Below are 26,710 nucleotides of genomic sequence, written 5' to 3' on the forward strand. Positions count from 1 at the left end.
TATGGCAGAGCTCGATCCGCGAGCGCTTTCGGTCATCAAATTCTGGCGCGACGCCGGCGAGGACGCCTGGTTCGAAAAGAGCGACGCCTTCGACGCCGATTTCCGCAGCCGCTTTCTCGAGCTGCATTACGCCGCTGCGCGGCGCGAATGCGACGACTGGAATGCGCATGCCGAAGGATCGCTGGCGTTGATGATCCTGCTCGATCAGTTCCCGCGCAACTGCTTCCGCGGCACCGGCCACATGTACGCGACCGATCCGCTCGCCAGATACTTCGCCGACAGGGCAATCGCCGTCGGTCAGGACCTCGAGCTGGAAGAACTGTTTCGCGTCTTCCTCTATCTGCCGTTCGAGCATTCCGAATTGCTGGCGGATCAGGAACGGTCGGTGGAACTCACCGCCGAGCGAGCGCCGGACTATCTTAAATACGCCAATGAGCATCTGGAGATCATCCAGCGCTTCGGTCGCTTTCCGCACCGCAACCGCATGCTCGGCCGTGCGACGACGGCCGAGGAGCAGGCATTTTTGGACGGCGGCGGGTTTTCCGGCTGACCGGCCGGCTTCGGAGCAATTCCAGGAAAAGTGTGGGCGGTTTTCCGTCCGGAATTGCGACAATGCAAAATCAGCCGAGCCACCATTCGCGGCCCGAAGGCAGCCGCTCAATGCCGGACGTATCGACGGCTTTGAGCCGTTCCGACACGCTCCTGCCGCCGACCGAAAGCCCTGGCGCGATCTCGGTCAGCGGCGCCAGCACGAAGGCGCGCTCCAGCATGCGCGGATGCGGCACTTCGAGCCCGGTCTCATGGATCACCCGGTCGCCGAACACCAGGATGTCGATATCGATGAGGCGCGGCCCCCAGCGCTCCTCGCGCACGCGCTTCAGCCGCTTCTCGACATCGAGGCAAAGCTCAAGCAGCGCGCGTGGCGAAAGCGCCGTCTCGATCGCGGCGGCGGCATTGAGGAAATCGGGCTGGTCGAGCTTGCCCCAAGGAGGCGTGCGGTAGAGCGATGAGACGGCGGTGACGCGCGTCGTGTCGTCGCCGTCCAGCATGCGCAATGCCGCGGCCATGGACTTCGCCGGCTCGCCGAGATTGCCGCCGAGACTGAGATAGACGGCGCTATTCTGGCCAGACAACGGTCACCTCGACATGATCGAGCACGCCCGGCACCGGGGCGTTCGGCTTGCGCACGGTGATCGCGGCTTTCCTGATCTGCGAGAATCGCGCTGTCAGCGCCTTCGCCACCTCCAGCGCCAGCGCCTCGATCAGGAAGCGGCGATGTCCGGTCACGATCTTTTCGATAACCGAGAAGGCGACGCCATAATTGACGGTGTCTTCGATGGAATCCTCAGTCAGCGGCCGGCTGGGCTCGACCGTCAGCTCGGCATCGACGTAGAAACGCTGGCCAAGCGTCTCCTCCTCGTCCAGCACGCCGTGGCGGGCGAAGAAGGCGCAGTTCTTCATGCGGATGAGGTACATGATCAGTGTCCGGGAGGAAGCTCGGTTTCGCGTTGAAGCATAGCATCGGTGACCGCCAGCGCATCCACGTTGATTGCGACATCGTGGACGCGAAACAGGTCGGCTCCCTTCAAGCGCAGGATGACACTGGTGGCCGCCGTGCCGGCAGCCCGTTCCGCGGGATCGCGCCCGGTGGCGGTGCCGATGAAGCGCTTGCGCGAGGTTCCGGCCATCAACGGGTAGCCGAGCGCCTGAAGCTCGGAAAAACGCGCCATCAGGTCGAGGTTTTCCTCCGCCGTTTCCTTGGCGAAGCCGAAGCCGGCATCGAGCACGATCTGGCTGTCGGCGACATTGCCGGCGCGCGCGATCTCCAGCGATTTGCGCAGGAACAGGAACTGGTCCTCGATCACATCGGGCAGCTTCTGCCGTTCGCGCCCGGTATGCATGATGACGAGCCCGGCGCCTGTCTCGGCCGCGACGCGCGCGATGCCCGGCTCACGCTGCAGCCCCCAGACGTCGTTGACGATATGGGCGCCGGCGGCGACGCCAAGCCGCGCGGTGTCCTCGCGATAGGTGTCGACCGAGATCAGCGCCTCGCCGGAAGCGGCGAGCGCCGCGATGACCGGCAGCACGCGCGCCTGTTCTTCCTCGGCGGAGATCGGGGCGAAACCGGGCCGCGTCGATTCCCCGCCGACGTCGATGATCGCCGCGCCCTGCTTCACCATGCGGTGCGCCTGCTCCAGCGCCTTCTCGGGCGCGATGAACAGGCCGCCGTCCGAAAAGCTGTCGGGCGTCACGTTGAGGATGCCGGCGACGACCGCCTTCGGACCGAGGTCGAGATAGCGTCCATGCGCCAGCTGCCATCGCCTTGTCGTCATTGTCCATCAACCATGCGTGATCCGCGCGAAATCAATTCCGTTGCGCTGGCGACGGCCCTAAAGCAAGGTGCGTGAAGAGGCAATATGATGAACCGCTCCCTGCTCTGCGCCCTGATGCTCTCGCTCACTGCCCTGCCGGCGGGCGCGGCCAGTCTGGTCAAGACCTACAGCTATTTCAGCGTCGGCGGCCGCACGCTCGACGATATCCAGAACCAGCTGTCGAGAAACGGCCCCGAGGTGAAGAGCACCGGCTCGCGGCATCCCGGCGCCACGCAAATGGCCTTCACCACCCGCATCAGCTACGCGCAGAGCGCCGGGTCCTGCCGCATCGCCGACGCGGCCGTCACCTTGAAGGTCAAGGTAATCCTCCCCGAATGGCGGCGCCCGCGCAAATCCGATCCCGGCGTCAGGCTGGTCTGGGATACGCTCTCGGCCGACATCAAGCGGCATGAGGAGCGCCATGTCGAGATCGCCAAGAACCATGCGCGCCTGCTCGAGGATGCGCTGAAGGCACTCCCACCGCAAAAGACCTGCGAGCAGGCGAAGCTCAACGCCGCCGCGGTCCAGGCAGCCGAGCTCGCCAGGCACGATCAGGACCAGGTCCGCTTCGACCGCGTCGAGAGCGTCAATTTCGAAAGCCGTATCCTTCGGCTGATGCGCTACCGGATGGAGCGTGTCGAAGCCGGCCAGCTGCCGCCGCCTTGACTTGAGAGCCGAGCCCTGTCCGGGGCCAATTTCATCCAAGCATGGTGCCAGACCGGAAAAACTTTCGAGTGATGGTCGAAATCGGCCTATATCGAACGACATAATGCGGGTTCGAAGCGCCAAAGCCTCGGGTCCACGATGAGAAATGACAGGTGCGACCGGCCAAAGCCGTCTTGGCGCACCAAGCACCAGCCTTTGAAAGAATGACGCATGGACCAGACCGTCGAGAACCAGGCGATGGCGTCGAAAGCCGCGCCGATGATGAGCGAGAGCGAGAAGAATGCCATCATCGGCGGCGTGCTGTTATCGATGCTGCTGGCGGCCCTTGATCAGACCATCGTAGCCCCTGCCCTGCCGACGATCGCCGGCGCGCTCGGCCATGCCGAATATCTGCCGTGGATCGTCACCGGCTATCTTCTGACCGCGACCGCGATGGCGCCGCTCTACGGCAAGATTTCCGATGTCTACGGGCGCCGCCCCGTCATCTACGCCGCCATCCTCGTCTTCCTGCTCGGGTCGCTGGTCAGCGCGCTTGCTCCCAACATGCTGGTGTTGGTCATCGGCCGCGCCATCCAGGGCGCCGGCGGCGGCGGTCTCTTCGCGCTGGCCCAGACGGTCATCGGCGACCTCGTGCCGCCGCGCGAGCGCGCCCGCTATGCGGCCTGGATCGCAGGCACATGGGCGGTCGCCAGCGTCGCCGGCCCGCTGCTCGGCGGCGTGTTTGCCGAGCATCTGCACTGGTCGCTGATCTTCTGGATCAACCTGCCGATCGGCTTCCTGGCCATGGCCATCATCAACAACCCGTTGAAGAAGCTGCCGGTCGCAGCCAAGAACCATCGCATCGACGGCTTGGGCGCCGTGCTGCTGGTAATCGCCACAACGCTTCTGCTCCTGGCGCTCAGCTGGGGCGGCAGTGCCTATCCGTGGTTTTCCCGCGAAATCCTTGGGCTGGTTGCCTGCTCGGTGGTGTTCTGGGCCTTCTTCGCGCTCAGGCTGCTTAAGGCGGCCGAGCCTTTGATCTCGCTCGAAGTCTTGGGCAACCCGATCGTGCTCGCCGGCACACTGTCGATGTTCCTCCTGCAGGCCGCAAATATCGGCGCGTCGGTATACCTGCCGGTCTATCTGCAATCGGTCGTCGGGCTTTCGGTCAGCGAATCCGGCACCGCGATGCTCGGCCTCCTGCTCGGCACGGTCGCCGGCGCGACCTTCAGCGGCCGCACGATCCCGCGCTTTGTCCACTATAAGCGCATCGCCATGATCGGCGTCGGCTTGGCCATCGTTTGCATTGGCGTGCTCAGTGCCATTGCGGAACACGCCTCGCTGATCGAGGTGGAAATCCTGACCACTTTGATCGGCCTGGGCAGCGGAACGACATTCCCGGTTGCCACCGTCTCGGTCCAGAATGCTGTCGATCGCGCGCATCTCGGTGTCGCGACGGGCGTTCTGACCTTCCTGCGCACGCTGGGCGGCGCGCTCGGCGTGGCCATGCTCGGCGCCGTCGCGCTCGGCTACGGACTGCCACTGTCCTCAGAAGGCTCGCAGACGCATATCCAACCGGCATCGGCGTTGCCGTTCGTGATGATCTTTGTCGCCGCCGGAGCAACGCTCGTTCTGGCGCTGATCACGCTGGGCTTGATGCCCGAAAAGGAACTGCGCGGCCACGACGAGCAAACCGCGCCCGCGCTTGCGGAATGACGCCTCAATCATGCACGCCGAGCTTCTTCTGCAGGCTGGTCGACGAGGTCGTGTACTGAAAGACGATGCGCTCGCCCGGGCTGACGATCCGCTTGGCGGCCTGCGCCATCAGCGCCACCTCATGGAAGCCTGACAGGATCAGCTTGAGCTTGCCTGGATACCAGTTGATGTCGCCGACGGCAAAGATGCCCGGGATCGACGTCTGGAACTTCTCGGTGTCGACCGGGATCAGGTTCTCGTTGAGGTTAAGGCCCCATTCGGCTATCGGCCCGAGCTTCATGGTGAGGCCGAAGAACGGCAGCATGCGGGTGCACGGCACCTCGACGTCGCCATCCGGACCACCCTTGATGGTCGCCGATGACAGCTGGCCGTCGGCGCCGGCAAGGCCGCTGACCTGGCCGACCAGGAATTCGAGCTGCTTCATCTCCTGCATGGCATACATTTTGTTGACGCTGTCGGGCGCGGCCCGGAATTCCGGGCGGCGATGCACCAGCGTCACGCTCTTGGCGATCGGCTGCAGGTTGAGCGTCCAGTCGAGCGCCGAATCGCCGCCGCCGACGATGACGAGATCGTGGCCGCGAAATTCCTCCATGCGTCGGACCGAATAGAAGACGCTCTTGCCTTCGTACTCCTCAATGCCCGGAATGGGCGGACGCTTGGGCTGGAACGAGCCGCCGCCAGCGGCGATCACCACCACCTTGGCCTCGAACAATTCACCTTCGTCGGTAGCGACGCGGAAACTGCCGTCCTCCAGCTGTTCAAGGCTCGACACCATGCGGTTGAAGGTGAAGTCCGGCTTGAACGGATGGATCTGCTCCATGAGCTTGTCGACCAGGCCTTGCGCGGAGATCATCGGCCAGCCTGGAATGTCGTAGATCGGCTTTTCAGGATAGAGCTCGGCGCATTGGCCACCGGGACGATCGAGAATGTCGATCAGATGGCATTTCATGTCGAGCAGACCGAGCTCGAACACGGCGAACAGGCCGATCGGCCCTGCCCCGACAATGAGAACGTCCGTTTTGATGGTATCGGTCATGCGCTGCGCCCTGATTGGGAATGCGGCGAGACTGCATGAGCTATCGGCCGCTGCCAAGCTGCCGGCGCGAAAGAATATTGGGAAGCAGCCAAGGTGTGTCGAGATTCAGGTCAGGCCGAGTCGGAGTCGAAGACGGGCGCGAAGCGACCAAACTGGTGACGTCCGAGAACCGGCCTACGCCGGCCGTAGCTTATTTTAACCGCCACGCCATTCGTGAGTGCTTCGGCCGGCAAAGGCCGGAAGCGCAGGAAGTCGCCATTTGCAGGCCGGCCTCACCTGAATATCGACGCGCCTTAACCCTGGCGCGCGGGGACCCGAACCACCAGCCCGTCCAGCGCGTCGCGCACCTTGATCTGGCAGGAGAGGCGCGAGTTCGGCTGGACCTCGTAGGCGAAGTCCAACATGTCCTCCTCCATCGCCTCCGGCTCGCCGACCTCCGCTGTCCATGCTTCGTCGACATAGACATGGCAGGTCGCGCAGGCACAGGCGCCGCCGCATTCGGCTTCGATGCCCGGAACCGCATTGCGGATCGCGTTTTCCATGACCGTCGAGCCGTTTTCGGCTTCCACGTCAAACCGGGTCCCGTCATGGGCGATGTAAGTCAGCTTGGTCATTAAGTCACCTGAGGAGTCGCAGCCGGGATAATCACTCTGCCGGACAAGTCAACTGCGGCGCGAAAGCGCCACGAAATGACGTTTTTCAGAAAGGCGGGATACTAGCGGCTGATGCCGGCGATGAAGTCGCGCACTTCCTCGATCAGCGTGCTGAGCCGCTTGAGCGCCCGGACGTCTTCCGGCTGGGTTTCGATGATCGCCGCGCAGTCGGCCACCGCAAAGGCGCCGATGCCGCGCGCCGAGCCCTTCAGGCCATGCGCCAGAAGCACCCTTTGCCTCGCGTCGGCATCCGCGATCTGGTCACGGACCGACAGCGACTGGTGCACGAACAGCGCCAGCACCTCGCGTTCGAGGTCGCGGTCGCCCATTGTCTGGCGTGCCAGATGGCCGAGATCCACCGGTCGGGCTCCAGCCGTTCCGGAGGCGTCGCCTCCCGGCATGGAAAACGCAACACCACTTTCGCCACGCATACGCACTGCAACTCCATCAAGCGAGCAGACGGGCCCACGAAAATAGGCGCTCCCGGTCGCCAACGGGTTAACGACTGCAGGGAAAAATGTTGTCACGGAGGCAGCCGGATCACGTCTCCGTTAACCTTATATTTAAAGTTTTACGTATCGCCCGGAATGCATGTTTTCTTTACCCCTGTGTGTCATTACGATACGAAGGTCCATTTTTCAGCCTCCTGCGCGGGATAGACAAGCCAGAATCAGGCCAGAATCAGGCCAAAATCATAAGTCCCGCGGCAGCTAGTACAGGGTAGCGAAGGCATGGCTAAGAAACCAACGACGACGAAGTCTCTCGAGAATGACGTGGCCGCGGAACTGGAAAAGGCGCTTGACCTTGACCTTAACGGCGACGAAGGCGGCCTCGACATGGCGGCGTCGATGGAGGATCTCGAAGCGCAGATTTCGGCGGCGGCCGACGAGCTGGCGCGCGAAGGGCGCAGCCACAGGACGGAGCCGGCAAACAGTCCCCAGCCTGCCAACCCCCAGCCTCCCAAGGCGCCCGCGGCCAAGCCGGCCGAATTGCGCCCGGTCGAGCCGCGCAATGGGCAGCCGTCCGGCTTCACGCCTCCCGCCGGCTTCACGCCCGCCAACGACGACCGCCAGAAGGACTACAAGACGCTGCTGCACAGCCTCAACCGGCGTGCGTCGAGCACCGTCTACTGGGTGATCGCCTTTATCTCGCTGGCCTGGATCGCCGGCGCCGGCGGCCTGGCCAACCTGTTGTTCGGTCCCGGCATCTGGAAGATCCGTACCTTCGACCAGTTCTTCGCCCGTCCCGAGCTGATCGGCCTGGCGGTTGCCGCGATCGTTCCGGTCATCCTGTTCTGGGCTTTCGCCGCCATGATCCGGCGCGCGCAGGAAATGCGCCTCGCCGCGCAATCCATGACCGAGGTCGCCTTCCGCCTGGCGGAGCCCGAAAACCTCGCCCAGGACCGTGTCATGATGATCGGCCAGGCCGTTCGCCGCGAGGTGGCGGCCATGGGCGAAGGCATCGAGCGCACCCTGGCCCGCGCGGTCGAGCTCGAAACGCTCGTCCACGGCGAAGTCAGCCAGCTCGAACGCTCCTATTCCGAGAACGAGGCCCGCATCCGTTCGCTGGTCGACGGTCTCGGCAGCGAGCGCGAGGCGGTGGTCACCCATGCCGAGCGCGTGCGCGCCTCCATCGCCAGCGCTCACGAGACGCTGCGCGACGAGATCGGCTCGGCCAGCGACATCATCCGCGACTCGATCCTCAACGCGTCGACCAAGCTGTCGATGACGATCAACAATTCCGGCGACACGCTGATCGACCGCATTAATGAAAGCTCGACGTCGATCTTCGATTCGGTGGAATCGCGCCTTGACAACATCACGGACCGTCTTTCGACCTCCGGCGAGGCCTTCGCGAGCCTCCTCGACACCCGTATCGCCAAGCTCACCGACACCACGGACGGCCTGACACGCTCGCTGACCGACCTGCTCGACGACCGCACCAACGGCATGGTCTCGCTGCTCGGCGGCGCGGCGCGTACCTTGAGTTCGGAGTTCGAGACGAGCCTCAGCGGCATCGAGCGGACGCTGGCCGAGCGCGGTCAGGCGCTGATCAGCGAATTCCAGACCCGCGCCGAAGCGCTCGACACCGGCACGCAGAAACTCAACGCCGCCCTCGAAGCCCGCGCCCGCCAGATCAACGAGACGCTGGTTGAGCGCGCCCGCGAGATCGCGCACACCTTCGCCGAGAGCAAGGACCAGCTGTCGTCGATGATCGACCAGGGCAAGACGCAGATCGGCGCCGACATGGCGGACATCATCTCGTCGACCTCCTCCATGCTCGAAGCCCGCGCCACCGACTTCGCCGGACGCATGGAAGCGGCCCGGCATGTCGTGTCGCGCTCATTCGATTCCGACATCCAGCGGCTGGCCGATGCCCGTGTCGGCATCGAGGAAGCCGTCGAGAACCACAGCCGCGCGCTTTCGGAGAGCCGCGAGCGCATGGCGGCCGCCATGCAGGAGGACCTGGCGAAATTCGCCGAAGGCCGCGTGGCAATCGATGCCGCCGTCACCAACCAGGTGCAGAAGCTGGCCGAAGGCCGCAGCCTGATCTCGCGCGCGCTGGAAGAAGACCTGCGCAAGGTCAACGAGTCGCGCGCTGCCATCGATGCGTCGCTGGGCAGCCATCTGGAGCAGCTCGAAGAAGGCCGCAACCGCCTGTCCCAGGTCTTGAACGAAGACTCCGGCAGGCTCGTCCAAGCCCGTACTATGATTGACGAAATGGTCGCCGGCCATGTCGGGAAGCTGGCCGAAGGCCGCAACATCCTGGCGCGCGCCCTGGAGGCCGATCTCAACAAGCTGCAGGACAGCCGCGCCTCCATCGACGGCCTTGTCGCCGGTCAGGTCGAGAAGATCGCCGAGGGCCGCGCGGTGCTCGCCAAAGCGCTCGAGACCGACATCATCGGCATCCGCGGCCTGATCGAGACCCACTCGACCAAACTCGCCGAGGACCGCGGCGAGCTCAGCCGCGCCCTTGAAAGCGATCTGAGCGGCATCCGCGGCCTGATCGACAGCCACGCCGGCAAGCTCGCCGAGGACCGCAGCCTGCTGTCGCACACGCTGGAAGCCGACCTCGCCAAGCTCGCCGAAAGCCGCGCCTCGATCGACGGCCTTGTCGCCGGCCAGGTCGAGAAGCTCGCCGAAGGCCGCGACATCCTCAAGCGTGCCCTGGAAGCCGACCTCAACGCCATCAAGGGTGCCATCGCGGGACATTCGGACAAGGTTCTGGAAGATCGCTCACAGCTTTCGAAAGCGCTTGAAACCGACCTGCAGGCCGTCAGCGGCGCCATCGCCGACCATCAAAACCGGCTCGTTCAGGACCGTTCCGTGCTGTCGAAGTCGCTGGAGGACGATCTCGCCAAGCTGGCGGAGAGCCGCTCCAGCATCGACGGGCTGGTCGCCGGCCAGGTCGAGAAGCTCGCCGAAGGCCGCGACATCCTCAAGCGCGCGCTGGAGGCCGACCTCAACACAATCCAGGGCGCGATCGTCGATCATTCGCAGAAGATCACCGACCATCGCGCCGAGCTTTCGCGTGCACTGGAGACCGATATGGCTAATGCCAGCGGCCTCATGCAGACCCATGCCGACCAACTGTCGCAGAACCGGGCGACGCTGTCCAAGGCGCTCGAGGACGATCTTGCCAAGCTCGCCGAGAGCCGCGCCGGCATCGACGGCCTAGTCTCCGGCCAGGTCGAGAAGCTCGCGGAAGGCCGCGACATCCTCAAGCGTGCGCTGGAAGCCGACCTCGCCAAGCTCGCCGAAAGCCGTTCCTCGATCGACGGCCTGGTCGCCGGCCAGGTCGAGAAGCTCGCCGAAGGCCGCGATATCCTCAGGCGCGCCCTCGAAGCGGACCTTCAGAAGCTGACGGAAAGCCGCTCGGAGATCGACGACGTCATCGCCGGCCATGTCGGCAAGCTGTCCGAGGGCCGCAACATGCTGGCCAAAGCCCTCGAGGACGATCTCGTCAAGCTTGCCGATGCGCGCAAGGACGTCGACCGTTCGGTTTCCGGCCATATTGACCAGATCGCTGCCCGAAGCAGCGATATCTCGGCGGCGATTGCCGCCGATGTTGAGAAGATCGAGCAGGCCTTCAGCCGGCAGACCGGTGTCATCGAGGAGCGCGCCGGCACCATGGAGCGTGCGCTGTCGACCGGCGTCGACAATGTCCGCGGCGTGCTGGAAAAGACCGCTGTGTTCGTGGCGGGCGCGCTGCGCGACAAGGTCATGGAGATCACCAGCACCCTGCACGAGCAGGCCGGTGCGGCTTTCAGCGACGCCGACCGCAAGATCGCCGAACGCGCCGAGCAGACGTCCGCCGCGCTGCTTGCCAGGGCCGAGGACATCGCGCAGGCTTTCGAGGCGGCGGACCGCCGCCTGCACGAGCGCGCCCAGGATACGTCCAACATGCTGATGGCGCGAGCCGACGACGCCTCCAACTCGCTCATGGCCCGCGCCGAGGAAACCGCCGACAAGCTGGCAGCACGCGCCGGCGACATCGCCAACACCTTCGACGCGGCCGACCAGAAGCTGGTTGCCCGCGCCGTCGAGACGGCGCAGTCGCTGGCCGCCCGTGCCGGCGACATCCTGCGCAACTTCGAGGGCGCCGACGAGCGGCTTTCGATGCGCATCAGCGAATCGGCCGAAGCGCTGGCCGCCCGCGCCTCGGACCTCGGCCGCATCTTCGACAGCGCCGACCAGCATCTGATCTCGCGTATTGCCGAGGGCTCGGAGGCACTGTCGTCGCGGGCGTCCGAAATTGCCCGCATCTTCGACGACGCCGACAGCCGTTTGGTGTCGCGTATCGCCTCGAGCACCTCGACCATCGGCGAGCATGCCGACACGATCGTCGGTGCCTTCGCGGCGACCGAACAGCGCGTCGCCGACCGTGCCCGCCAGACCGGGCAGGAGCTTGCCGTGCATGCCCGCGAGATCGAGCAGGCGCTGGCGGGAGCCGACGAGCGGCTGGCCGCAAGCGCCTCGGCCGCGGCCGCCCGTGTCGAGGACCAGGTGGCGAGCGTGGAAAACCGCCTCGCCTACAGCGCCGAGACCATGGGCCAGAAGCTCAACGAGCAGGTCTCCAGCGCCGAGGCCCAGCTCATCTCGCGCGCCAATGTCATCGCCGAGACCTTCACGGCGGTCGGCCAGCATATCGGCCAGAGCACCAACGAGGCCGCGCGCACGATCGGCGCCAACACCCGCGAACTCAACACCATGCTCGCGGCGCGTTCGGCAGAGATGGCGAAAATCCTCGACGAGACGGCCAAACCGCTGGTCGAGCGCTTCGCCCAGGGCGGCTCCGAGCTGCAGCGCAGCATGGAAGAGGTCACCGAACGGGCGGCCGAGAAGCTGCGCAGCGAGAACACGAACCTCGTCAATGCTCTCGCCAGCCGCACGGCCGAGACGCTGTCGGCCGTCGAAGGCGCCCGCTCGTCGCTTGCCGACAGCGTGGCCGATCTTATCGGCCGCATGACGACCTCCAGCGCGCAGCTCGGCCAATTGATCGACCAGGCTGCCGTCAATCTCGGCCAGGTCGAGGAGCGGCTCTCCGGCAGCACGCAGAGCTTCGCCACGACCACGGAGAAGGCCGCCCAGACTTTCGCCAGTTCGGCGCGTCTGGTCGATTCCAACACGACACGGCTCACCGAGCTGTCCTCGGCGACGCTGCGCGAGGTGGCCTCGATCGCGACCAAGTTCGACGAACACAGCCGGTTGCTCTCCAGCGCCTCGAATTTGCTCAGCTCTGCGCAAAGCAATCTCGAGCACACGCTGGAGCGTCAGTCCTCGCTGGAAGACCTCGCCGTCGGCCTGGTCAAGAAGTCGGAAGATCTCGAGAAGGTGATGCGCTCCTTCGAAAACCTCGTCGGCCAGACGATGCAGACCGCGGAGGGCCGAACGATGGAATCGGCGGAAAAGATCCGCACCGCCATCGCCGACGTCGTTGATTCGGCGACACGCCGCTTTGCCGACGCGACCGAAGAGATGCGTCGCACCGCAGGCTCGATCAAGAGCGAGCTCGACCTTACCCGCGCCGAGCTGAAGAAGGGCGTGATCGAGATGCCGGAGGAGGCTAAGGAATCGACCTCGGCCATTCGTCGCGCTGTCGCAGAGCAAATCAATGCGCTCAAGGAACTGTCGGATATCGTTGCGAAATCCGGTCGCAGCGGCAGCAGCGAACAAGGCGAGCCACGCGGCCTGCGCCCTGCTCCGCAGGCGCCGGCCCGAGCCGCCGAACCGCCGCTGCGCCGTCCCCCGGCCCCGCAGCCACAGCAGCAATCGCAACCAACGGCCCGCGCTCCGCAGGCGCCGCTCGCGGAGACCACGCTGCGCGGCACGCTCGACCTGGAACGCCCCGCCGAGGCGCCGCGCCGCGATCCGAACGGCAAGCCTCAGCAGGGCGGATGGGTGCGCGACCTCCTGACCAATGCCTCGCGTGAGGAAGAGCTGCGGCCGGCAACGCCGGCGGAAGCGCCGCGCGCGACGCCTGCCCAGCGCTCGCCGCTGCATGTCATGGAGTCGCTCAACTCGCTCTCCGTCGACATCGCGCGGGCCATCGACCATGACGCCTCGATCGAGCTCTGGAATCGCTACCGGCGGGGCGAGCGCGACGTCTTCACCCGTCGCCTCTACACGCTGAAGGGCCAGCAGACCTTCGACGAGATCCGCCGCAAGTATCAGGCCGAGGCGGAATTCCGCGCCGCGGTCGACCGTTACTGCGAGGATTTCGAGAAGCTGCTCAAGGATGTCTCGCGCAACGACCGCGACAACATCATGGCGCAGACCTATCTGACGTCCGACACAGGCAAGGTCTACACGATGCTGGCCCATGCCAGCGGCCGGCTGCAGTGAGCGGCCAACAAGTCTGACAAAAAGGCGGGCCCGGCCCGCCTTTTTCTTTTGTCCGTTGATCGATGGAATTGGTTTCCCGGCGCCTTGGCGCCCGCTGTCAGATCGTCGAATCCGTCCAGCGGACGATGTCGGCCGCCGCCTGGCCGAAGGCGCTGTCCAGCGCGCCGACATAAGCCGCATTGCCGCCGCCTGAGACCGGGGCGCTCGCGGTGAAGTTCTTCGAGGCGCGCACCTCGCCGTTGCGGTCGTTCAGGATGCGCACGAACAGATCGACATCGGCATGCTCGCCGCCATTGACGCGCACCTCGAAGGAGCGCACCTCGACGATGATCTGGTAGTCGATCGCAAGCCCCTCGCCCGGCTTTCCGACGCCGGCAAAGCTGCCGGAGCGCTGGAAGGTTTCGGCCAGCCTCGCCTGCACGATCAGCGGCAGCCGGTCCGCCCATTGCGCGCCCTTGAGGAACTGGATCGACCGGTCGGAAGGCCTGATGACGATGTTCTGGCTGTCCAGCGCCTTGAGCGCCGACGGCTGGGCGATCAGGATCTGGCGACGGCTGTGGGCACGCACATCGAGCGACGGCGCGGACAATTCAAACGTGTCGAGCGGCGCCGGCTTGCCGCCCAGTGCCGCGCAGCCGGCAACCGCAAGCACCAGCAACGCTGCGGCGGACGATCTCAAACTACCCGCAACCACCCCGATCGACTTCACGCGTGATCCCCGCTGTCCCCGGATCTTACGATCAACCCGCATTTGCGGTTCATTTCTTGACGGTCGCGACGGCCGAAGTCAACGCCGTGCCCTTCCATCGAACTGCCGGACCTCGCCGGCGCCGCCGGACAGAATGCGCTGCGGGTTGCGGCTGAGATCGGTCACCGCTTCCTCGATGCGGTTGATCGAGCGCCGGCTGTCCTGCACCAACCCCTCGACGTTCTGCAGGCCCTGTCCGGAGAAGCGCGACAGGTTGTCGACGATTGTGCCGAGGCGGGAGTTCAGCGTGTCGGCCACCTGCTTGAATGATTTCAATGTCGCCCTGGCATCGGCCATGACGCCGTTGGCCTCGCCGGAGCCGAGGAGCTTGTCGACCTTGACCAGGATGCCGTCGACGCGCACCGAAGCGTCGTTGAGCCGCTGCGCGAGCTGGCGGGCGTCCTTGATCGTCTCGTTGATGTCGTCGGAACGGTTGGCGATCTTGTCGGTGACCTTGGCGATGTCGGACGCCGCCTTGTCGGCGTTGGCGCTGGCCTTCTGGATGTTGGCCAAAGCGGCCTTGACGTCGGCCGGATCGATGCCGTCGAGCACGCTGTTGACCTTGGCCAACGTGCCTTGCGTCTGCTTGGCGAAATCGTTGATCGAGCCGACCGCCGTGTTGACGTTATCGATGACGGTATCGAACTGCTTCGAGGTCTCTTTCAGGTTCGTCGTCACCGTGTCGACATTGGCCACGATGCTCTTGATCTGGTCCTTGTCGACGGAATTGAGCAGGCCCTCGGCGGCCTTCAGCGTGCTGTCGAGCCGGCCCGAGACATTCTTCAGCTGATCCGAAAGCGAGCTCACCGCCGACAGGAACTTGTCGATGCCGTCGGAATTCTTGGCCAGCGCGTCCGAGAAGGTCTCGACGTTCTTGACCGTCTGCGTCAGCGGGCCGCGAACGTCCTTGGTGAAGCCTTCGAGCTCGCCAAGCACCTTGTCGGCGCGGGTGAAGATGTTCTGCGCCGTCTGCAAAAGGTTGGTGACCGCGGACGGATTGGCGACGATTTCGGCGACCTTGCCTTCCTTCTCCGCTTCATCGAGCAGCCTGGTCTCCTTCGGATCGGCGCCCTTGAGCTCGATATTGGCCTGGCCGCTGAGGCCGGTCAGTCCGATATCGGCCTGCGTCGATTTGGTGATCGGCGTCCAACGGGCGATTTCGGTGTCGGCGATGGCCACGGTGGGATCGTCGCCGTCGATATAGACGTTCTTCACGTCACCCACCCTGACGCCGTTGAACAGCACCAGGCTGCCGCGGCTGAGGCCGGAGGCCGAGCCCGGGATGCGCACACGCAGCATCGCCGTTTCGCCCCTGTCGCCGATGGCGGCCGTCCAATAGACGAAGGCGAAGGCCGCCAGGATCGCGCCAAGCGTGAAGATGCCGACAATTACGTAGTTGGCTCTTGTTTCCATCGCCCCACTTATGGCTATGCGCGCGCCGCAAGATCAAGTTGCCGGGCGCGTTTTCCGCGGAAATAGGATTTCACCCACGGCTCGTCGCTCTTCAGCATGTCGTCGATCGTGCCTTCGACCAGCACCTTCTTCTTGCCGAGCACGGCAACGTGATCGCAAGCGGTGAACAGCGTGTCGAGATCATGCGTAACCATGTAGACCGTCAGATCCATCGTGTCGCGCAGCTTGACGACAAGCTCGTCGAACTCGGCGGCGCTGATCGGGTCGAGCCCCGAGGTCGGCTCGTCGAGAAAGACGATGTCGGGATCAAGCGCCAGGGCGCGCGCCAGCGCCGCGCGCTTGATCATGCCGCCGGACAGCTCGGACGGGAATTTCAGCGCGGCGTCGGGCGGCAATCCGACCAGCTCGATCTTGAGCAAGGCCAGTTCGTCCATCAGCGCCTTGGGCAGGTCGAGATATTCGCGCATCGGCACCTGCACGTTTTCCATCACCGTCAGCGCTGAAAACAGCGCGCCATGCTGGAAAAGAACGCCAAGCCGCATGTCGATGCGCAGGCGATCGGCGTCGCTGGCCTTGTCGAGGTCGACGCCGAACAGGCTGATCGTCCCCGATTGCTTCGGCATCAGCCCCAATATGGTGCGCAACAGCACCGACTTGCCGGCGCCCGAAGCGCCGACGAAGCCGAGGATTTCCCCACGCTTGATATCGAGGGAGAGCTTGTCGAGGATCACCTTGTCGTCGATCGCGACGGTAACGTCGCGAACCGAAAGCACGATTTCGTCGTCATTCGTGTCCTGCGCGGCCGTGGCGCCGTTGCCGTTCGCCATCTCAGAACCCGATCGCTGCGTAGAACATGGCGAAAAGCCCGTCGAGGATGATGACGACGAAGATCGACTTCACCACCGACGCGGTCACGTGCAGGCCGAGCGATTCGGCGCTGCCGCCGACCTTCATGCCCTCGACCGACGCGATGATGCCGATGATGAGGGCCATGAACGGCGCCTTGATCAGGCCGGCAAAGATGGTGCTGAGGTCGATGGCGACGCGCAGCCTGTCGATGAACGCGGCCGGCGGGATATCGGAATAGAGCCAGGCGGCAACGATGCCGCCGCCAAGCGCTGCAAAATTGGCAATGATCGTGAGGCATGGCAGCCCGATCACCAGCGCGACGAGCCGCGGAAAGACCAGCACGCCGATCGGATTGAGGCCGATCACCTTCAGCGCGTCGACCTCCTCGCGCATTTTCATCGAGCCGATCTCGGCGGTGATGGCGCTGCCCGAACGGCCGGCGAGCATGATCGCCGTCATCAGCACGCCGAGCTCACGCAGGATCAGCACGCCGACGAGGTCGACGACGAAGATGTTGGCGCCGAAATAGCTGAGCTGGTAGGCGCCCTGCTGGGCGACGATGGCGCCGACAATGGCCGACATCAGCACCACCACCGGTATCGCGCCGACGCCCATCCGATCGATCTGGTTGAAGATCGCGGCTGGGTTGACCGCGTGGCCGCGGCCGAGCTTCATCTGCGCGCCGCGGATCGTGGCGCCGAGAATGTTCATGGAGGCGAAGAAATCGTCGCGCATCTCGTAGACACGCCGGCCAACCAGCTCCAGCGCGCGCAGGATGATGTTGGGCGGCCCGGACGGACCCGATTCGGGCTCCCGGCGAACCGCATCGCCGACCGCGCCGAGCAGGATCGAAGCGATCTCGCTCTGCCCCTGCAAATGGACCTCGACGCCTTTCTTCTCGAAGGCGCTGGCCAACCGGTCGATAAGCCATGCGCCGGCGGTGTCCATCTTTTCGATGTGGGAAAGGTCGAGCATCAGCTGTTTTGCGCCGCTTCTCTGCTCGATCTTGCGCATGTCGGCATCGACCAGCGCCACGGTGCGCGTCGTCCACACGCCGGAAAAGGCGCAGCCCAGCACGCCCCCTTCCTCGCCCACGGCAATGCGAGGCCGGTGCTCGGCGTCCTTGGCCTCGCCGCTTGCGTCGCGTTTGCGGATGGTCAACATGGCGTCCTGTTTAGCGTGACCGGACTGGCGTGTCGATTTGCCGGCAGACCGGTGTCGCACAGCCGGAGAAGAAAATTATGGCGCGTGTCATTTCGGTCGAAATGGAGCGATTCCCGATCGCCGGCACCTTCACCATCTCACGCGGATCCAAAACCGAGGCCGAAGTCATCACCGTAACGATCGCTGACGGGGGACGTTCCGGGCGCGGCGAGTGCGTGCCGTACAGGCGCTACGGCGAGACCATGGAGGGGGTGCGCGCGGCCATCGAGGCCATGCGCGATCCGGTCGTCTCCGGCATCGACCGGACCGCCTTACTCTCAGCCATGCCCGCGGGCGCCGCACGAAATGCCATCGACTGCGCCCTTTGGGACCTGGAAGCCAAGCTGACCGGAACGCCGGTGGCGGCGGCCATCGGGGCGCTTCCGACGAGGCCACTGGAAACCGCCTACACACTGTCGCTCGCCGAACCGGACGCCATGGCGGCGCAAGCACGCGCCAATGCCGCGCGTCCCCTGCTCAAGGTCAAGATCGGCGGCGACGACGACATGGCAAGGATCCGCGCGGTGACGGAAGCCGCTCCCGAAAGCCGTATCATCCTGGATGCCAACGAGGGCTGGACCGACGAAAATGTCGAGGCGAACCTCAGCTTCGCCGCGCAGCACGGCGTCGCGCTTGTCGAACAGCCGCTGCCGGCGGGCAAAGACGACATCCTGCGCCGGATCGCGCATCCGGTGCCGGTCTGCGCCGACGAAAGCGTGCATGCGGCAAAGGACCTCGATGCGCTGGCCGGGCTCTATGACGCCGTCAACATCAAGCTCGACAAATCCGGCGGCCTGACCGAGGCGTTGAAGTTGCGCGACCGCGCGCGCGAACTCGGCTTCGGCATCATGGTGGGCTGCATGGTCGGCACCTCGCTCGCCATGGCCCCGGCGGTGCTGCTCGCGCACGACGCCGACTTCGTCGACCTCGACGGTCCGCTGCTGCTGGCACGAGATCGCGAGCCCGGTCTCGTCTACCGGGGATCGCTGGTTTCACCCCCCGACAGGGTGCTTTGGGGCTGAACGGGAAGCTAGGCTTATCAGCACCATGCCGACGACCGCGATCGGGATCATCGCCCAGAAACCGTCGACGCCCAAACGGTCATAGAGCGGGCCTGAAGCGAGCGTCACCGCCGCCATGAAGAAGCCGTTGAAGAAATAGGCGATGCCTTGCGCGGCGCCCGTGCGCTCTTCGGAAACCGTTTCGCCGATCATCTTCTGCAGGCCGATCAACACCATCGCCACCGATACCGAATGCAGCGTCTGGACGCCGAAGAAGCCGGCGACGCCCAGACCGAGCGGCCAGACCAGCGGAAAGGCGATCCAGCGCACGATCGAACCGATGCCGGCGATCACCATCACCCTGGCGACCGAGATGGAAGCAAAAATACGGTTGAAAAACAGAAACATGCACACTTCCGACACTACGCCCCAGGCCCATAGCAGGCCAACGACGGAATCGCCGATTCCGATCGATTTCCAGTAGATCGAGACGAAGCCGTAGAGGAAGGCATGGCTGGCGGTGATGATTCCGACGCCAAGTGTGAAATAAAGGAAATAGGCATTGAACAGGCTCGGCGCCTTGTGCTGGATCTCGGTCGCCGACAGCGGCGAGGCCTTGCGCGGCCGCCCCATGCGCGGCGACAACAGCGCCGCGACCAGAGCCGCGCCGAGCGCGATGAAGATGATGACCGGGACCGCCTGCGGACCCGTGGCCGCCAGGATGAACCCGCCCACGACATTGGCGCACAGATACGAGATCGACCCCCATTTGCGCATTGCCGTGTAGTTCGAGCCGAAACGGCGCACGCCCGAAAGCGCCAGCGAATCGGCCATCGGCGAATGCGGCGTCCAGACGATCGTCAAAAGCAGCGACACGGCGAGCACGACGGCATAGGTGGCCGGCAGGAAATAGCCGGCAGAGATGACCATGGAGGCTGCAACTACCGCGATATAGACATCGGCGCGATCCCGGGCCCGGTCGGCAAGCGCGGTCAGCATCGGCGTCGTCAACACGCGCAGGAACATCGGCGCGGCCAGGATGACCGCAATCTGCTCGGCATGAAAACCTTTCGCCTGCAGCCAGAGCGGAAAGTAAGGCAGATGCGTGCCTTGCGAGACGAACAAGGTCGCGAAGATCAGGCTCATGCGCAGTTCGAAATGGCTCGGCTTGACAAGCTGTTCGGGCGATAGCGGCGGCAGCGACATGAATCGATCCAATTCCGCTGCATTCGACTCCCATGCAACGTGTCTCGATCCCTAACATGCGGCAAAGCGCGACGGAACCGGCTGGACCAATCGATCGAGGGCAAAGCTGTTGACGGACGGTACCTGTGAGCGAGCGCTGCGCGAGCGCGAAGGCAGCAGGCTGAACCGGGGAAAGGCGGCCGGGCTCAAGCCGCCTGAGCCGCCCTGCCCTTGAGGTCGATGATATCGATCGGCACCAGCGCTTCATTGCCGGCCGACGCCTCAGGGAGCACATGCGCCCAGGTCAGGATTTCCATGCGGCCGTCGAAATGCTCGACCACCGCCGTGCAGCTTTCCACCCAGTCGCCGGTGTTGATGTACTGCACGTCGCCGTAGCTCTCGATTGCGGCGTGATGGATGTGGCCGCAGATCACGCCGTCGACATGCGAGCGCCGCGCCTCCTCCGAAAGCACGGTCTGGAACGAGCCGATGAAGTTCACCGCCTTCTTCACCTTGACCTTGGCCCATGACGAGAACGACCAGTAAGGCAGGCCTAGCAGGTGCCGCAGCTTGGTCACGACACGGTTGACCAGCATCGCCGCGTCATAGGCATAGTCGCCGAGATAAGCCAGCCAGCGCTGGTTATGCACCACCGTGTCGAACTGGTCGCCATGGATGACCAGCAGGCGCCGGCCGTCGGCGGTCTCGTGAATGGCGCGGTCGGCGACGACGATGCCGCCGAAGTGCACGCCCTGGAACTGGCGGGCGAATTCGTCGTGATTGCCGGCGATATAGGTGATCGAGGCGCCCTTGCGCGCCTTGCGCAGCAGCTTCTGCACCACGTCATTGTGGCTCTGCGGCCAGTGCCAGTTGCGCCGCAGCCGCCAGCCGTCGACGATATCGCCGACCAGATAGATGATCTCGGCGTCGTGATGACGCAGGAAGTCGATCAGGAAATCGGCCTTGGCCGCTTTCGAGCCGAGATGCACGTCGGAAATGAATAGCGCGCGAAAAGTGCGGGGCTCTGGGTCTGACATCACGATTTTACCCTTTGCTTTCGCGTGCCTATGCCCCGATTCATGCAACAACCGTATGACGGTTGCGGTTGGTCCAGCTCAGGCGCTAGCTTGCGCGCGACACAATCAGGAGAACAACGTCATGGATCTCGGCATTCGCGGCAAGAAGGCCATCGTCTGCGCCTCGAGCAAGGGACTGGGGCGAGGCTGCGCCATGGCGCTTGCCGAAGCCGGCGTCGATCTCGTCGTCAACGGCCGCAACGCCGAACTCGTGGCCAAGACCGCCAAGGAGATCCGCGACTGGTTCGGCGTCGATGTCATCGAAGTTGTCGGCGACGTGTCGAAGCCCGAGGTGCAGAAAGCGATGCTCGCCGCCTGCCCCGATCCCGACATTCTGGTCAACAACAATGGCGGCCCGCCGCTGCGCGATTTCCGCGAGCTCGACCGCGCCAAGATCCTCGAGGGCGTGACGCAGAACATGGTCACGCCGATCGAGCTCATCCAGGCGGTTATCGACGGCATGGCCAAGCGCGGCTTCGGCCGCATCGTCAACATCACCTCGCTGTCGGTCTATGTTCCGATCCCCGGTCTCGACCTGTCGTCCGGCGCTCGCGCCGGCCTGACCTCGTTCCTCGCCGGCGTGGCGCGCAAGGTTATCGACCGCAACGTCACCATCAACAGCCTGCTGCCCGGCAAGCTCGACACCGACCGGCTGCGCGGCCCGCATGAGGCCGGCACTCCGGAAGACCCGGCCGCGGCGGCCGCGCGCAAGGCCCGCATAAGCGCCGACGTGCCGGCAAAACGTCTCGGCACACCGGAGGAATTCGGCCAGATCTGCGCCTTTCTCTGCTCGGTCCATGCCGGCTACCTCACCGGCCAGAACATCCCGGTCGACGGCGGCCTCTACGTCAGCGCGTTCTGACCAGCCGCTATTCATCCGCCCGAAACTTTCATGCCAACCAGCTGGAATCGCTTGATTATTTCCGCTCAGGCATTGTGAAGGCCGGAGCCCGAGATTTTGGCGTCGCGAAATCGTCGACGCATGCTAAAAGGCTCCAAACCAGTATCGCAGGGAGGGGCCGCAATGGACGGCGAGAACAAGAAAACGGCCCGGTCAGACCTCGACGAGGCCGCCCTCTTCTTCCACAAGCACCCGACGCCGGGAAAGCTCGAGATCCAGGCGACTAAGCCGCTCGGCAACCAGCGCGACCTGGCGCTTGCCTATTCGCCGGGCGTGGCGGCGCCCTGCCTCGAGATCCGCGACGATCCAGCCACCGCCGCCGACTACACCGGCCGCGCCAACCTCGTCGGCGTCGTCTCCAACGGCTCCGCCGTGCTGGGGCTGGGCAATATCGGTCCGCTCGCCTCGAAGCCGGTCATGGAAGGCAAGGCGGTGCTGTTCAAGAAATTCGCCGGCATCGACGTCTTCGATATCGAGATCGACGCGCCCGAGATCGAGCGGATGGTCGAGACGGTGGCGGCGCTCGAGCCGACCTTCGGCGGCATCAACCTCGAGGACATCAAGGCGCCTGAATGTTTCGAGGTCGAGGAGCGGCTGAAGGCCCGCATGGGCATCCCGGTCTTTCACGACGACCAGCACGGCACCGCGATCATCGTCGCCGCCGCGGTGCTCAACGGGCTGGAACTGGCCGGCAAGACGATTTCCGACATCAAGATCGTCACGTCCGGCGCGGGTGCGGCAGCACTTGCGTGCCTCAACCTTTTGGTCTCGCTAGGCGCCAAGGTGGAAAACATCTGGGTCACCGACCGTTTCGGCGTCGCCCATAAGGGTCGCGTCGAAGAGATGGATCGCTGGAAAGATCCCTATGTGAAGGACACCGAGGCGCGCACGCTGGCCGACGTCATCTCCGGCGCCGACGTCTTTCTCGGCCTTTCCGCCGCCGGCGTGCTGAAGCCGGAGCTTTTGCAGCACATGGCGCCGAAACCGCTGATCCTGGCCTTGGCCAACCCCAATCCCGAGATCATGCCGGAAGTGGCGCGCGCCGCGCGGCCGGACGCCATGATCTGCACCGGGCGCTCGGATTTTCCCAATCAAGTCAACAACGTGCTGTGCTTTCCTTACATCTTCCGCGGCGCGCTCGATTGCGGCGCCAGCGCCATCAACGAGGAGATGAAGATGGCGGCCGTGCGGGCGATCGCCGCCCTTGCCCGCGAGGAGCCTTCGGATGTCGCGGCGCGCGCCTATTCCAGCGAGACGCCGATTTTCGGCCCCGATTTCCTGATCCCCTCGCCCTTCGATCCGCGCCTTATCTTGCGCATCGCGCCGGCGGTGGCGAAAGCTGCCTGCGACACCGGCGTCGCGACGCGGCCGATCGCCGATTTCGCCGCCTATATCGACAAGCTCAACCGCTTCGTCTTCCGCTCCGGCCTGGTAATGAAGCCGGTGTTCTCCTCCGCCAAAACCTCGAGCGCCAAGCGTGTCATCTATGCCGACGGCGAGGACGAGCGCGTGCTGCGCGCCGCACAGGTGGTGCTGGAGGAAGGCATTGCCGAGCCGATCCTGATCGGCCGTCCGCATGTCGTGGAGGTCCGGCTGAAGCGTTACGGCCTGCGCATCCGTCCGGGCGTCGATTTCGGCCTGATCAACCCGGAAGACGATCCGCGCTATCGCCACTATGTCGACCTCCTGATCGAGCTTGCCGGCCGCCGCGGTATCACGACGGAAGCTGCCCGCACCATGGTGCGCACCAACAATACGGTGATCGCCGCCCTTGCGCTGAAGCGCGGCGACGCGGATGCCATGATTTGTGGGCTCGAAGGCCGGTTCGAGCGGCATCTGCGCAACGTCACGCTGATCATCGGGCCTCGCGCCGGCATCAAGGACCGCGACCTGTCGACATTGTCGATGCTGATCTCGCAGCGCGGCATCATCTTCCTCACCGACACGCATGTCTCGGTCGATCCCACAGCGGAAGAAATCGCCGAAATGACTGTGCTCGCGGCCGAGGAAATCCAGCGCTTCGGCATCGAGCCGAAAGCAGCGCTTCTGTCGCATTCGGATTTCGGCTCACGCGATTCACCCGGCGCGCTGAAGATGCGCCAGGCCGCGGCGATCCTGGCTCGCATCGCCCCGGAACTCCAGTGCGATGGCGAGATGCATGCCGACTCCGCTCTTTCAGAACATCTGCGCCAGCGCGTCTACCCGCATTCGCGGCTGAAAGGCGAAGCCAATCTGCTGGTCTTCCCGAACCTCGATTCGGCCAACATCACGCTGACGGCGCTGCGCGCCATGATGGACGCGCTGCATGTCGGGCCGATCCTGCTCGGCACCGACAAGCCCGCGCACATATTGACGCCGTCCGTAACCTCGCGCGGCGTCGTCAACATGACCGCGCTTGCGGTAGTCGAGGCGGCGCATAAGGCGCAGGCGCTCGTCGACTTGAACTGAGGTGACGCGACAAAGCGCAATTGTGCCGGGTTGCAGACTAAGGGAACAGTAACCACGAACGCGGTAGCCTTCCGGCACGGGCAATCGGGATTCCACGAGAATGAAGGGGCTGAAGCTGATGCATCTTGCGACGCTGCTTGCAGCGCTTGCAGGCTCAGCTGTCGCCGCCGCTGAAACCCAGGCAGCTTCTCGCATCTGCCGGCAACTCGAAGCCGAACTCGCCGCGACGCGCGGTGGCGGCGGAGGGCCGGGTCTCGTCCGCAAATATGACGACGCGATCGCCAGGCAGCGCGAGCAGCTTGCCAAGGCCCGCGGCCGGGCAAGCGACGCCGGTTGCGGCTTCACGCTGTTTTCGCGCAATGTCAGCCAATGCGCCGCGATCAACGCCTCGATAGAGCGCATGAACGCCAATCTCGACACATTGCAGGCCAAGCGCGAGCGGCTGGCCGCCGGCGGCACGCGGCGCGACCGCAGCCGCGTCCTGGCGGCGCTCGATGCCAATGGCTGCCGCGACGACGAGATCGCGCCGCGCCGCGCGCCGCTTCGGGAGGCGGCCCGCGACAATGGCGGCGGCAATCTGTTCGAGCAGCTTTTCGGCCGCCAGGACCAGCAGCTCGAAACGCCCGATGCCCCCGGTATGCCGGACTCGGCGGACGTGCCGTCCGATGATCCGAGCGTGCGCAACATTCGCCGCGTCATCAACCAGCCGGACGGCACGGACCTGCCCCGGCTGGGCGGCGAGTTCCACACGATGTGCGTGCGCACCTGCGACGGCTATTTCTTCCCGATGTCGAATGCCGCTTCCATCGGTGACTTCGAGCGCGACCAGAAGAATTGCGAGTCGAGCTGCCCAGGTACCGAGATGCAGGTCTTCTATTCGCGCGGAATGGACGACGATTCTGGCTCGATGACCTCGTCGGCGACAGGTCAACCCTACAGCGAGCTGCCGACCGCCTATCTCTACAAACAGGCCAATTACTCGCGCCCGCCCACCTGCGGCTGCAATGCGCAGGCCGGCAATTTCACGATCATCGGCGGCAACCCGACTGATCCTGAACAATCGCAGCCGAACGGCGAGGCAGCGCGCTTCATACCGATGCCGGCGTCCAAGCCCGATCCGGGCGCCGATCCGGAAACGCTCGCCAATGCCGAAGGCGGGCTCGACCTTGATGCGATCAGACGGCTGACCACCAAAGTGCCGGTGTCGCCTGTCTCGGCGCTGCCGCCCGATCAGCGCAAGGTCAGGGTCGTCGGGCCAGCGTTCCTTCCCGACCCATCAGCGGCAATAGATCTGAAAGCTCCGGCCCCGAAGTCCGCCCGGTAAGAGCCAGCCTCAGCGGCATGAACAACGGCTTGCCCTTGCGCCCGGTGGCTTCCTTGATCTTGCCGGTCCAGTCCTTCCACACCGTGCCGTTCCACGGCTCCTCGGGGAGAACGTCGAACGCCTGATTGAGGAAATCGCGGTCCTCGCCGGAAAATTCCGCCGGCTCCTGCGGACCCTCGCTCAGGATACGCCACCAAGCGACCGCGTCCGACAGGCGGTCGAGATTGCCGCGCACCGCCATCCAGAACGGCTCGGCCTTGTCGCCGGAAATGCCCAGCACCATCAGCCGGTCGCGCGCTTCCTCGAACGACATGCGATGCATCAGCGTGCGGTTGAGCACGAAGAGCTCGTCCGGGTCGAATTTGGAGGCGGACTTGGACGTCCCCGCCGGGTCAAAATGGCCGGCGAGCTCGTTGAGATCATGCGCGGCGGTGACATTTTCCGACGTGCCGACAAGCACCGCCAGCGAAGCGACGGCCATCGGCTCGATGCCGTCCTCGCGCAGGCTTTCGATCGACAGCGCGCCGGTGCGCTTCGACAACCCCTCGCCCGACACTGTGGTGAGCAAATTGTGGTGGCCGAAGACCGGCGGCTCGGCGCCCAGCGCCTTGAAGATGGCGATCTGCACGCCGGTGTTGGTGACATGGTCGTCGCCGCGGATGACATGGCTGACACCCATCTCGATGTCGTCGACCACCGAGGGCAGCGTGTAGAGATAGGTGCCGTCCTCTCGCACCAGGACAGGATCCGACAGCGAGGCGAGGTCGACCGTCTCCTCGCCGCGCACCAGGTCGTTCCAGCGCACCTCGGTGCGCTCCGGCTGCAGCGGGTCGTTGGTGTAGTTGGGCAGCAGGAAGCGCCAATGCGGCCGGCGGCCATCCGACTGGTACTCGGCCACCTGCTCCGGCGTCAGCGTCAGCGCCTCGCGGCCATAGACCGGCGGCAGGCCGCGCGTGCGGCGCACCTTGCGGCGCAGGTCGAGCTCTTCCGGCGTCTCGTAGCAGGCATAAAGCACCCGCGCCGCCTTCAGCCGCTCGACCGCCGCGTCATAGATCTCGAAGCGGCGCGACTGGTATTCGGTGACATCCGGGAAGATGCCCAGCCAATGCAGGTCGTAAAGGATGGAATCGGCGTATTCCTGCGTCGAGCGGGCAATGTCGGTGTCGTCGAAGCGCTGGATGAAACGCCCTTTGTTGTTCATGGCGAAAAGCCAGTTGAACAGCGCGGTGCGCGCATTGCCGATATGGATGCGGCCGGTCGGCGATGGGGCAAAACGTACGGTAACTGTCATGAGC

General features: G+C 64.8%; 21 protein-coding genes. 8 read left to right on the forward strand and 13 right to left on the reverse strand.

All coding sequences use genetic code 11. From position 1 onward, the window contains the following. Nucleotide 1: 1 nt before the first annotated feature. Complete coding sequence (locus tag LB538_RS27445; RefSeq protein ID WP_224532038.1) at nt 2-550, forward strand: DUF924 family protein; 549 nt, start codon at nt 2-4, stop codon at nt 548-550. 70 nt (nt 551-620) lie between these two features. Here the strand turns inward: LB538_RS27445 and folK are convergent, their stop codons facing one another. The 3 genes from folK to folP are packed head-to-tail and all read right to left on the reverse strand — an operon-like array spanning nt 621 to nt 2,333. Further along, complete coding sequence (gene folK, locus LB538_RS27450; RefSeq protein WP_224532039.1) at nt 621-1,133, reverse strand: 2-amino-4-hydroxy-6-hydroxymethyldihydropteridine diphosphokinase; 513 nt, start codon at nt 1,131-1,133, stop codon at nt 621-623. Continuing rightward, nucleotides 1,117-1,476 carry a dihydroneopterin aldolase gene (gene folB, locus LB538_RS27455; protein ID WP_095765255.1) on the reverse strand — a complete coding sequence of 120 codons (360 nt, stop codon included), beginning with the start codon at nt 1,474-1,476 and terminating at the stop codon, nt 1,117-1,119. Before folB ends, folK begins: the two co-directional genes overlap by 17 nt. A gap of 2 nt (nt 1,477-1,478) precedes the next feature. Continuing rightward, on the reverse strand, nt 1,479-2,333 hold the full coding sequence (folP, locus tag LB538_RS27460) for a dihydropteroate synthase (RefSeq protein WP_224532040.1): 855 nt from the start codon (nt 2,331-2,333) through the stop codon (nt 1,479-1,481). Between the two features lie 84 nt (nt 2,334-2,417). Between folP and LB538_RS27465 the strand changes: the two genes are divergently transcribed. After that, on the forward strand, nt 2,418-3,038 hold the full coding sequence (locus tag LB538_RS27465) for a DUF922 domain-containing Zn-dependent protease (protein ID WP_095765253.1): 621 nt from the start codon (nt 2,418-2,420) through the stop codon (nt 3,036-3,038). 210 nt (nt 3,039-3,248) lie between these two features. Further along, nucleotides 3,249-4,733, forward strand: a complete 1,485-nt coding sequence (locus LB538_RS27470) for an MDR family MFS transporter (protein WP_224532041.1) — start codon at nt 3,249-3,251, stop codon at nt 4,731-4,733. 4 nt (nt 4,734-4,737) lie between these two features. On the opposite strand, the gene LB538_RS27475 is transcribed toward LB538_RS27470, so the two are convergent. The 3 genes from LB538_RS27475 to LB538_RS27485 all read right to left on the reverse strand — a co-directional run bounded on the left by LB538_RS27475 (nt 4,738) and on the right by LB538_RS27485 (nt 6,853). Then, nucleotides 4,738-5,769: an NAD(P)/FAD-dependent oxidoreductase gene (locus LB538_RS27475; RefSeq protein ID WP_140841121.1), complete on the reverse strand. Its 1,032-nt coding sequence runs from the start codon at nt 5,767-5,769 to the stop codon at nt 4,738-4,740. A gap of 293 nt (nt 5,770-6,062) precedes the next feature. Next, nucleotides 6,063-6,383 carry a 2Fe-2S iron-sulfur cluster-binding protein gene (locus tag LB538_RS27480; RefSeq protein ID WP_095765250.1) on the reverse strand — a complete coding sequence of 107 codons (321 nt, stop codon included), beginning with the start codon at nt 6,381-6,383 and terminating at the stop codon, nt 6,063-6,065. 101 nt (nt 6,384-6,484) lie between these two features. Then, entirely contained in the window at nt 6,485-6,853 is a 369-nt protein-coding gene (locus tag LB538_RS27485) for an Hpt domain-containing protein (protein ID WP_224532042.1), read from the reverse strand. Nucleotides 6,854-7,153: 300 nt separating this feature from the next. On the opposite strand from LB538_RS27485, the gene LB538_RS27490 reads away from it, so the two are divergent. Continuing rightward, nucleotides 7,154-13,267, forward strand: coding sequence for a kinesin (locus tag LB538_RS27490; RefSeq protein ID WP_224532043.1), 6,114 nt, complete (start codon nt 7,154-7,156; stop codon nt 13,265-13,267). A gap of 97 nt (nt 13,268-13,364) precedes the next feature. Here LB538_RS27490 and LB538_RS27495 read toward each other — a convergent pair whose 3' ends face one another. Genes LB538_RS27495 through LB538_RS27510 form a run of 4 tightly spaced genes read right to left on the reverse strand, consistent with a single transcriptional unit; the run spans nt 13,365 to nt 17,441 of the window. Next, on the reverse strand, nt 13,365-14,018 hold the full coding sequence (locus LB538_RS27495; protein ID WP_224532044.1) for an ABC-type transport auxiliary lipoprotein family protein: 654 nt from the start codon (nt 14,016-14,018) through the stop codon (nt 13,365-13,367). Nucleotides 14,019-14,054: 36 nt separating this feature from the next. Beyond that, the gene (locus LB538_RS27500; protein ID WP_224532045.1) at nt 14,055-15,428 is read right to left on the reverse strand and encodes an MCE family protein; all 1,374 of its coding nucleotides are present in this window, start codon (nt 15,426-15,428) and stop codon (nt 14,055-14,057) included. Nucleotides 15,429-15,442: 14 nt separating this feature from the next. Continuing rightward, nucleotides 15,443-16,255 carry an ABC transporter ATP-binding protein gene (locus LB538_RS27505; RefSeq protein ID WP_224532046.1) on the reverse strand — a complete coding sequence of 271 codons (813 nt, stop codon included), beginning with the start codon at nt 16,253-16,255 and terminating at the stop codon, nt 15,443-15,445. Nucleotide 16,256: 1 nt separating this feature from the next. Next, a complete protein-coding gene (locus tag LB538_RS27510) occupies nt 16,257-17,441 on the reverse strand; it encodes an ABC transporter permease (RefSeq protein ID WP_224532047.1) in 1,185 nt (394 codons plus the stop codon). Nucleotides 17,442-17,518: 77 nt separating this feature from the next. On the opposite strand from LB538_RS27510, the gene dgcA reads away from it, so the two are divergent. Further along, nucleotides 17,519-18,502, forward strand: a complete 984-nt coding sequence (dgcA, locus tag LB538_RS27515) for an N-acetyl-D-Glu racemase DgcA (RefSeq protein WP_224532048.1) — start codon at nt 17,519-17,521, stop codon at nt 18,500-18,502. Here the strand turns inward: dgcA and LB538_RS27520 are convergent. After that, a complete protein-coding gene (locus tag LB538_RS27520; RefSeq protein ID WP_224532049.1) occupies nt 18,473-19,687 on the reverse strand; it encodes an MFS transporter in 1,215 nt (404 codons plus the stop codon). The genes dgcA and LB538_RS27520 overlap by 30 nt on opposite strands. Nucleotides 19,688-19,872: 185 nt before the next feature. Beyond that, nucleotides 19,873-20,703: a UDP-2,3-diacylglucosamine diphosphatase gene (locus tag LB538_RS27525; protein WP_140841106.1), complete on the reverse strand. Its 831-nt coding sequence runs from the start codon at nt 20,701-20,703 to the stop codon at nt 19,873-19,875. Nucleotides 20,704-20,824: 121 nt separating this feature from the next. Between LB538_RS27525 and LB538_RS27530 the strand changes: the two genes are divergently transcribed. The 3 genes from LB538_RS27530 (at nt 20,825) to LB538_RS27540 (ending at nt 25,415) form a co-directional block, all read left to right on the forward strand. Beyond that, nucleotides 20,825-21,604: an SDR family oxidoreductase gene (locus tag LB538_RS27530; RefSeq protein WP_224532050.1), complete on the forward strand. Its 780-nt coding sequence runs from the start codon at nt 20,825-20,827 to the stop codon at nt 21,602-21,604. A 162-nt stretch (nt 21,605-21,766) separates the two neighbouring features. Continuing rightward, on the forward strand, nt 21,767-24,091 hold the full coding sequence (locus LB538_RS27535) for an NADP-dependent malic enzyme (protein ID WP_224532051.1): 2,325 nt from the start codon (nt 21,767-21,769) through the stop codon (nt 24,089-24,091). A 100-nt stretch (nt 24,092-24,191) separates the two neighbouring features. Then, the gene (locus LB538_RS27540) at nt 24,192-25,415 is read left to right on the forward strand and encodes a DUF2865 domain-containing protein (RefSeq protein WP_411909065.1); all 1,224 of its coding nucleotides are present in this window, start codon (nt 24,192-24,194) and stop codon (nt 25,413-25,415) included. Here LB538_RS27540 and gltX read toward each other — a convergent pair. Next, entirely contained in the window at nt 25,333-26,706 is a 1,374-nt protein-coding gene (gene gltX, locus LB538_RS27545; protein WP_224532052.1) for a glutamate--tRNA ligase, read from the reverse strand. The two genes, LB538_RS27540 and gltX, sit on opposite strands and share 83 nt — an antisense overlap. Nucleotides 26,707-26,710: the final 4 nt, after the last annotated feature.

Source organism: Mesorhizobium sp. Ca11, assembly GCF_020165275.1.
Lineage (GTDB): Bacteria > Pseudomonadota > Alphaproteobacteria > Rhizobiales > Rhizobiaceae > Mesorhizobium.

What these genes read in the sequence shown, in the direction of transcription:
- LB538_RS27445 (WP_224532038.1), top strand. Translation starts at nt 2, where the DNA reads ATGGCAGAGCTCGATCCGCGAGCGCTTTCGGTCATCAAATTCTGGCGC.
- folB (WP_095765255.1), bottom strand. Translation starts at nt 1,476, where the DNA reads ATGTACCTCATCCGCATGAAGAACTGCGCCTTCTTCGCCCGCCACGGC.
- folP (WP_224532040.1), bottom strand. Translation starts at nt 2,333, where the DNA reads ATGACGACAAGGCGATGGCAGCTGGCGCATGGACGCTATCTCGACCTC.
- LB538_RS27465 (WP_095765253.1), top strand. Translation starts at nt 2,418, where the DNA reads ATGATGAACCGCTCCCTGCTCTGCGCCCTGATGCTCTCGCTCACTGCC.
- LB538_RS27470 (WP_224532041.1), top strand. Translation starts at nt 3,249, where the DNA reads ATGGACCAGACCGTCGAGAACCAGGCGATGGCGTCGAAAGCCGCGCCG.
- LB538_RS27475 (WP_140841121.1), bottom strand. Translation starts at nt 5,769, where the DNA reads ATGACCGATACCATCAAAACGGACGTTCTCATTGTCGGGGCAGGGCCG.
- LB538_RS27480 (WP_095765250.1), bottom strand. Translation starts at nt 6,383, where the DNA reads ATGACCAAGCTGACTTACATCGCCCATGACGGGACCCGGTTTGACGTG.
- LB538_RS27485 (WP_224532042.1), bottom strand. Translation starts at nt 6,853, where the DNA reads ATGCGTGGCGAAAGTGGTGTTGCGTTTTCCATGCCGGGAGGCGACGCC.
- LB538_RS27490 (WP_224532043.1), top strand. Translation starts at nt 7,154, where the DNA reads ATGGCTAAGAAACCAACGACGACGAAGTCTCTCGAGAATGACGTGGCC.
- LB538_RS27495 (WP_224532044.1), bottom strand. Translation starts at nt 14,018, where the DNA reads ATGCGGGTTGATCGTAAGATCCGGGGACAGCGGGGATCACGCGTGAAG.
- LB538_RS27500 (WP_224532045.1), bottom strand. Translation starts at nt 15,428, where the DNA reads ATGGAAACAAGAGCCAACTACGTAATTGTCGGCATCTTCACGCTTGGC.
- LB538_RS27505 (WP_224532046.1), bottom strand. Translation starts at nt 16,255, where the DNA reads ATGGCGAACGGCAACGGCGCCACGGCCGCGCAGGACACGAATGACGAC.
- LB538_RS27510 (WP_224532047.1), bottom strand. Translation starts at nt 17,441, where the DNA reads ATGTTGACCATCCGCAAACGCGACGCAAGCGGCGAGGCCAAGGACGCC.
- dgcA (WP_224532048.1), top strand. Translation starts at nt 17,519, where the DNA reads ATGGCGCGTGTCATTTCGGTCGAAATGGAGCGATTCCCGATCGCCGGC.
- LB538_RS27520 (WP_224532049.1), bottom strand. Translation starts at nt 19,687, where the DNA reads ATGTCGCTGCCGCCGCTATCGCCCGAACAGCTTGTCAAGCCGAGCCAT.
- LB538_RS27525 (WP_140841106.1), bottom strand. Translation starts at nt 20,703, where the DNA reads ATGTCAGACCCAGAGCCCCGCACTTTTCGCGCGCTATTCATTTCCGAC.
- LB538_RS27530 (WP_224532050.1), top strand. Translation starts at nt 20,825, where the DNA reads ATGGATCTCGGCATTCGCGGCAAGAAGGCCATCGTCTGCGCCTCGAGC.
- LB538_RS27535 (WP_224532051.1), top strand. Translation starts at nt 21,767, where the DNA reads ATGGACGGCGAGAACAAGAAAACGGCCCGGTCAGACCTCGACGAGGCC.
- LB538_RS27540 (WP_411909065.1), top strand. Translation starts at nt 24,192, where the DNA reads ATGAAGGGGCTGAAGCTGATGCATCTTGCGACGCTGCTTGCAGCGCTT.
- gltX (WP_224532052.1), bottom strand. Translation starts at nt 26,706, where the DNA reads ATGACAGTTACCGTACGTTTTGCCCCATCGCCGACCGGCCGCATCCAT.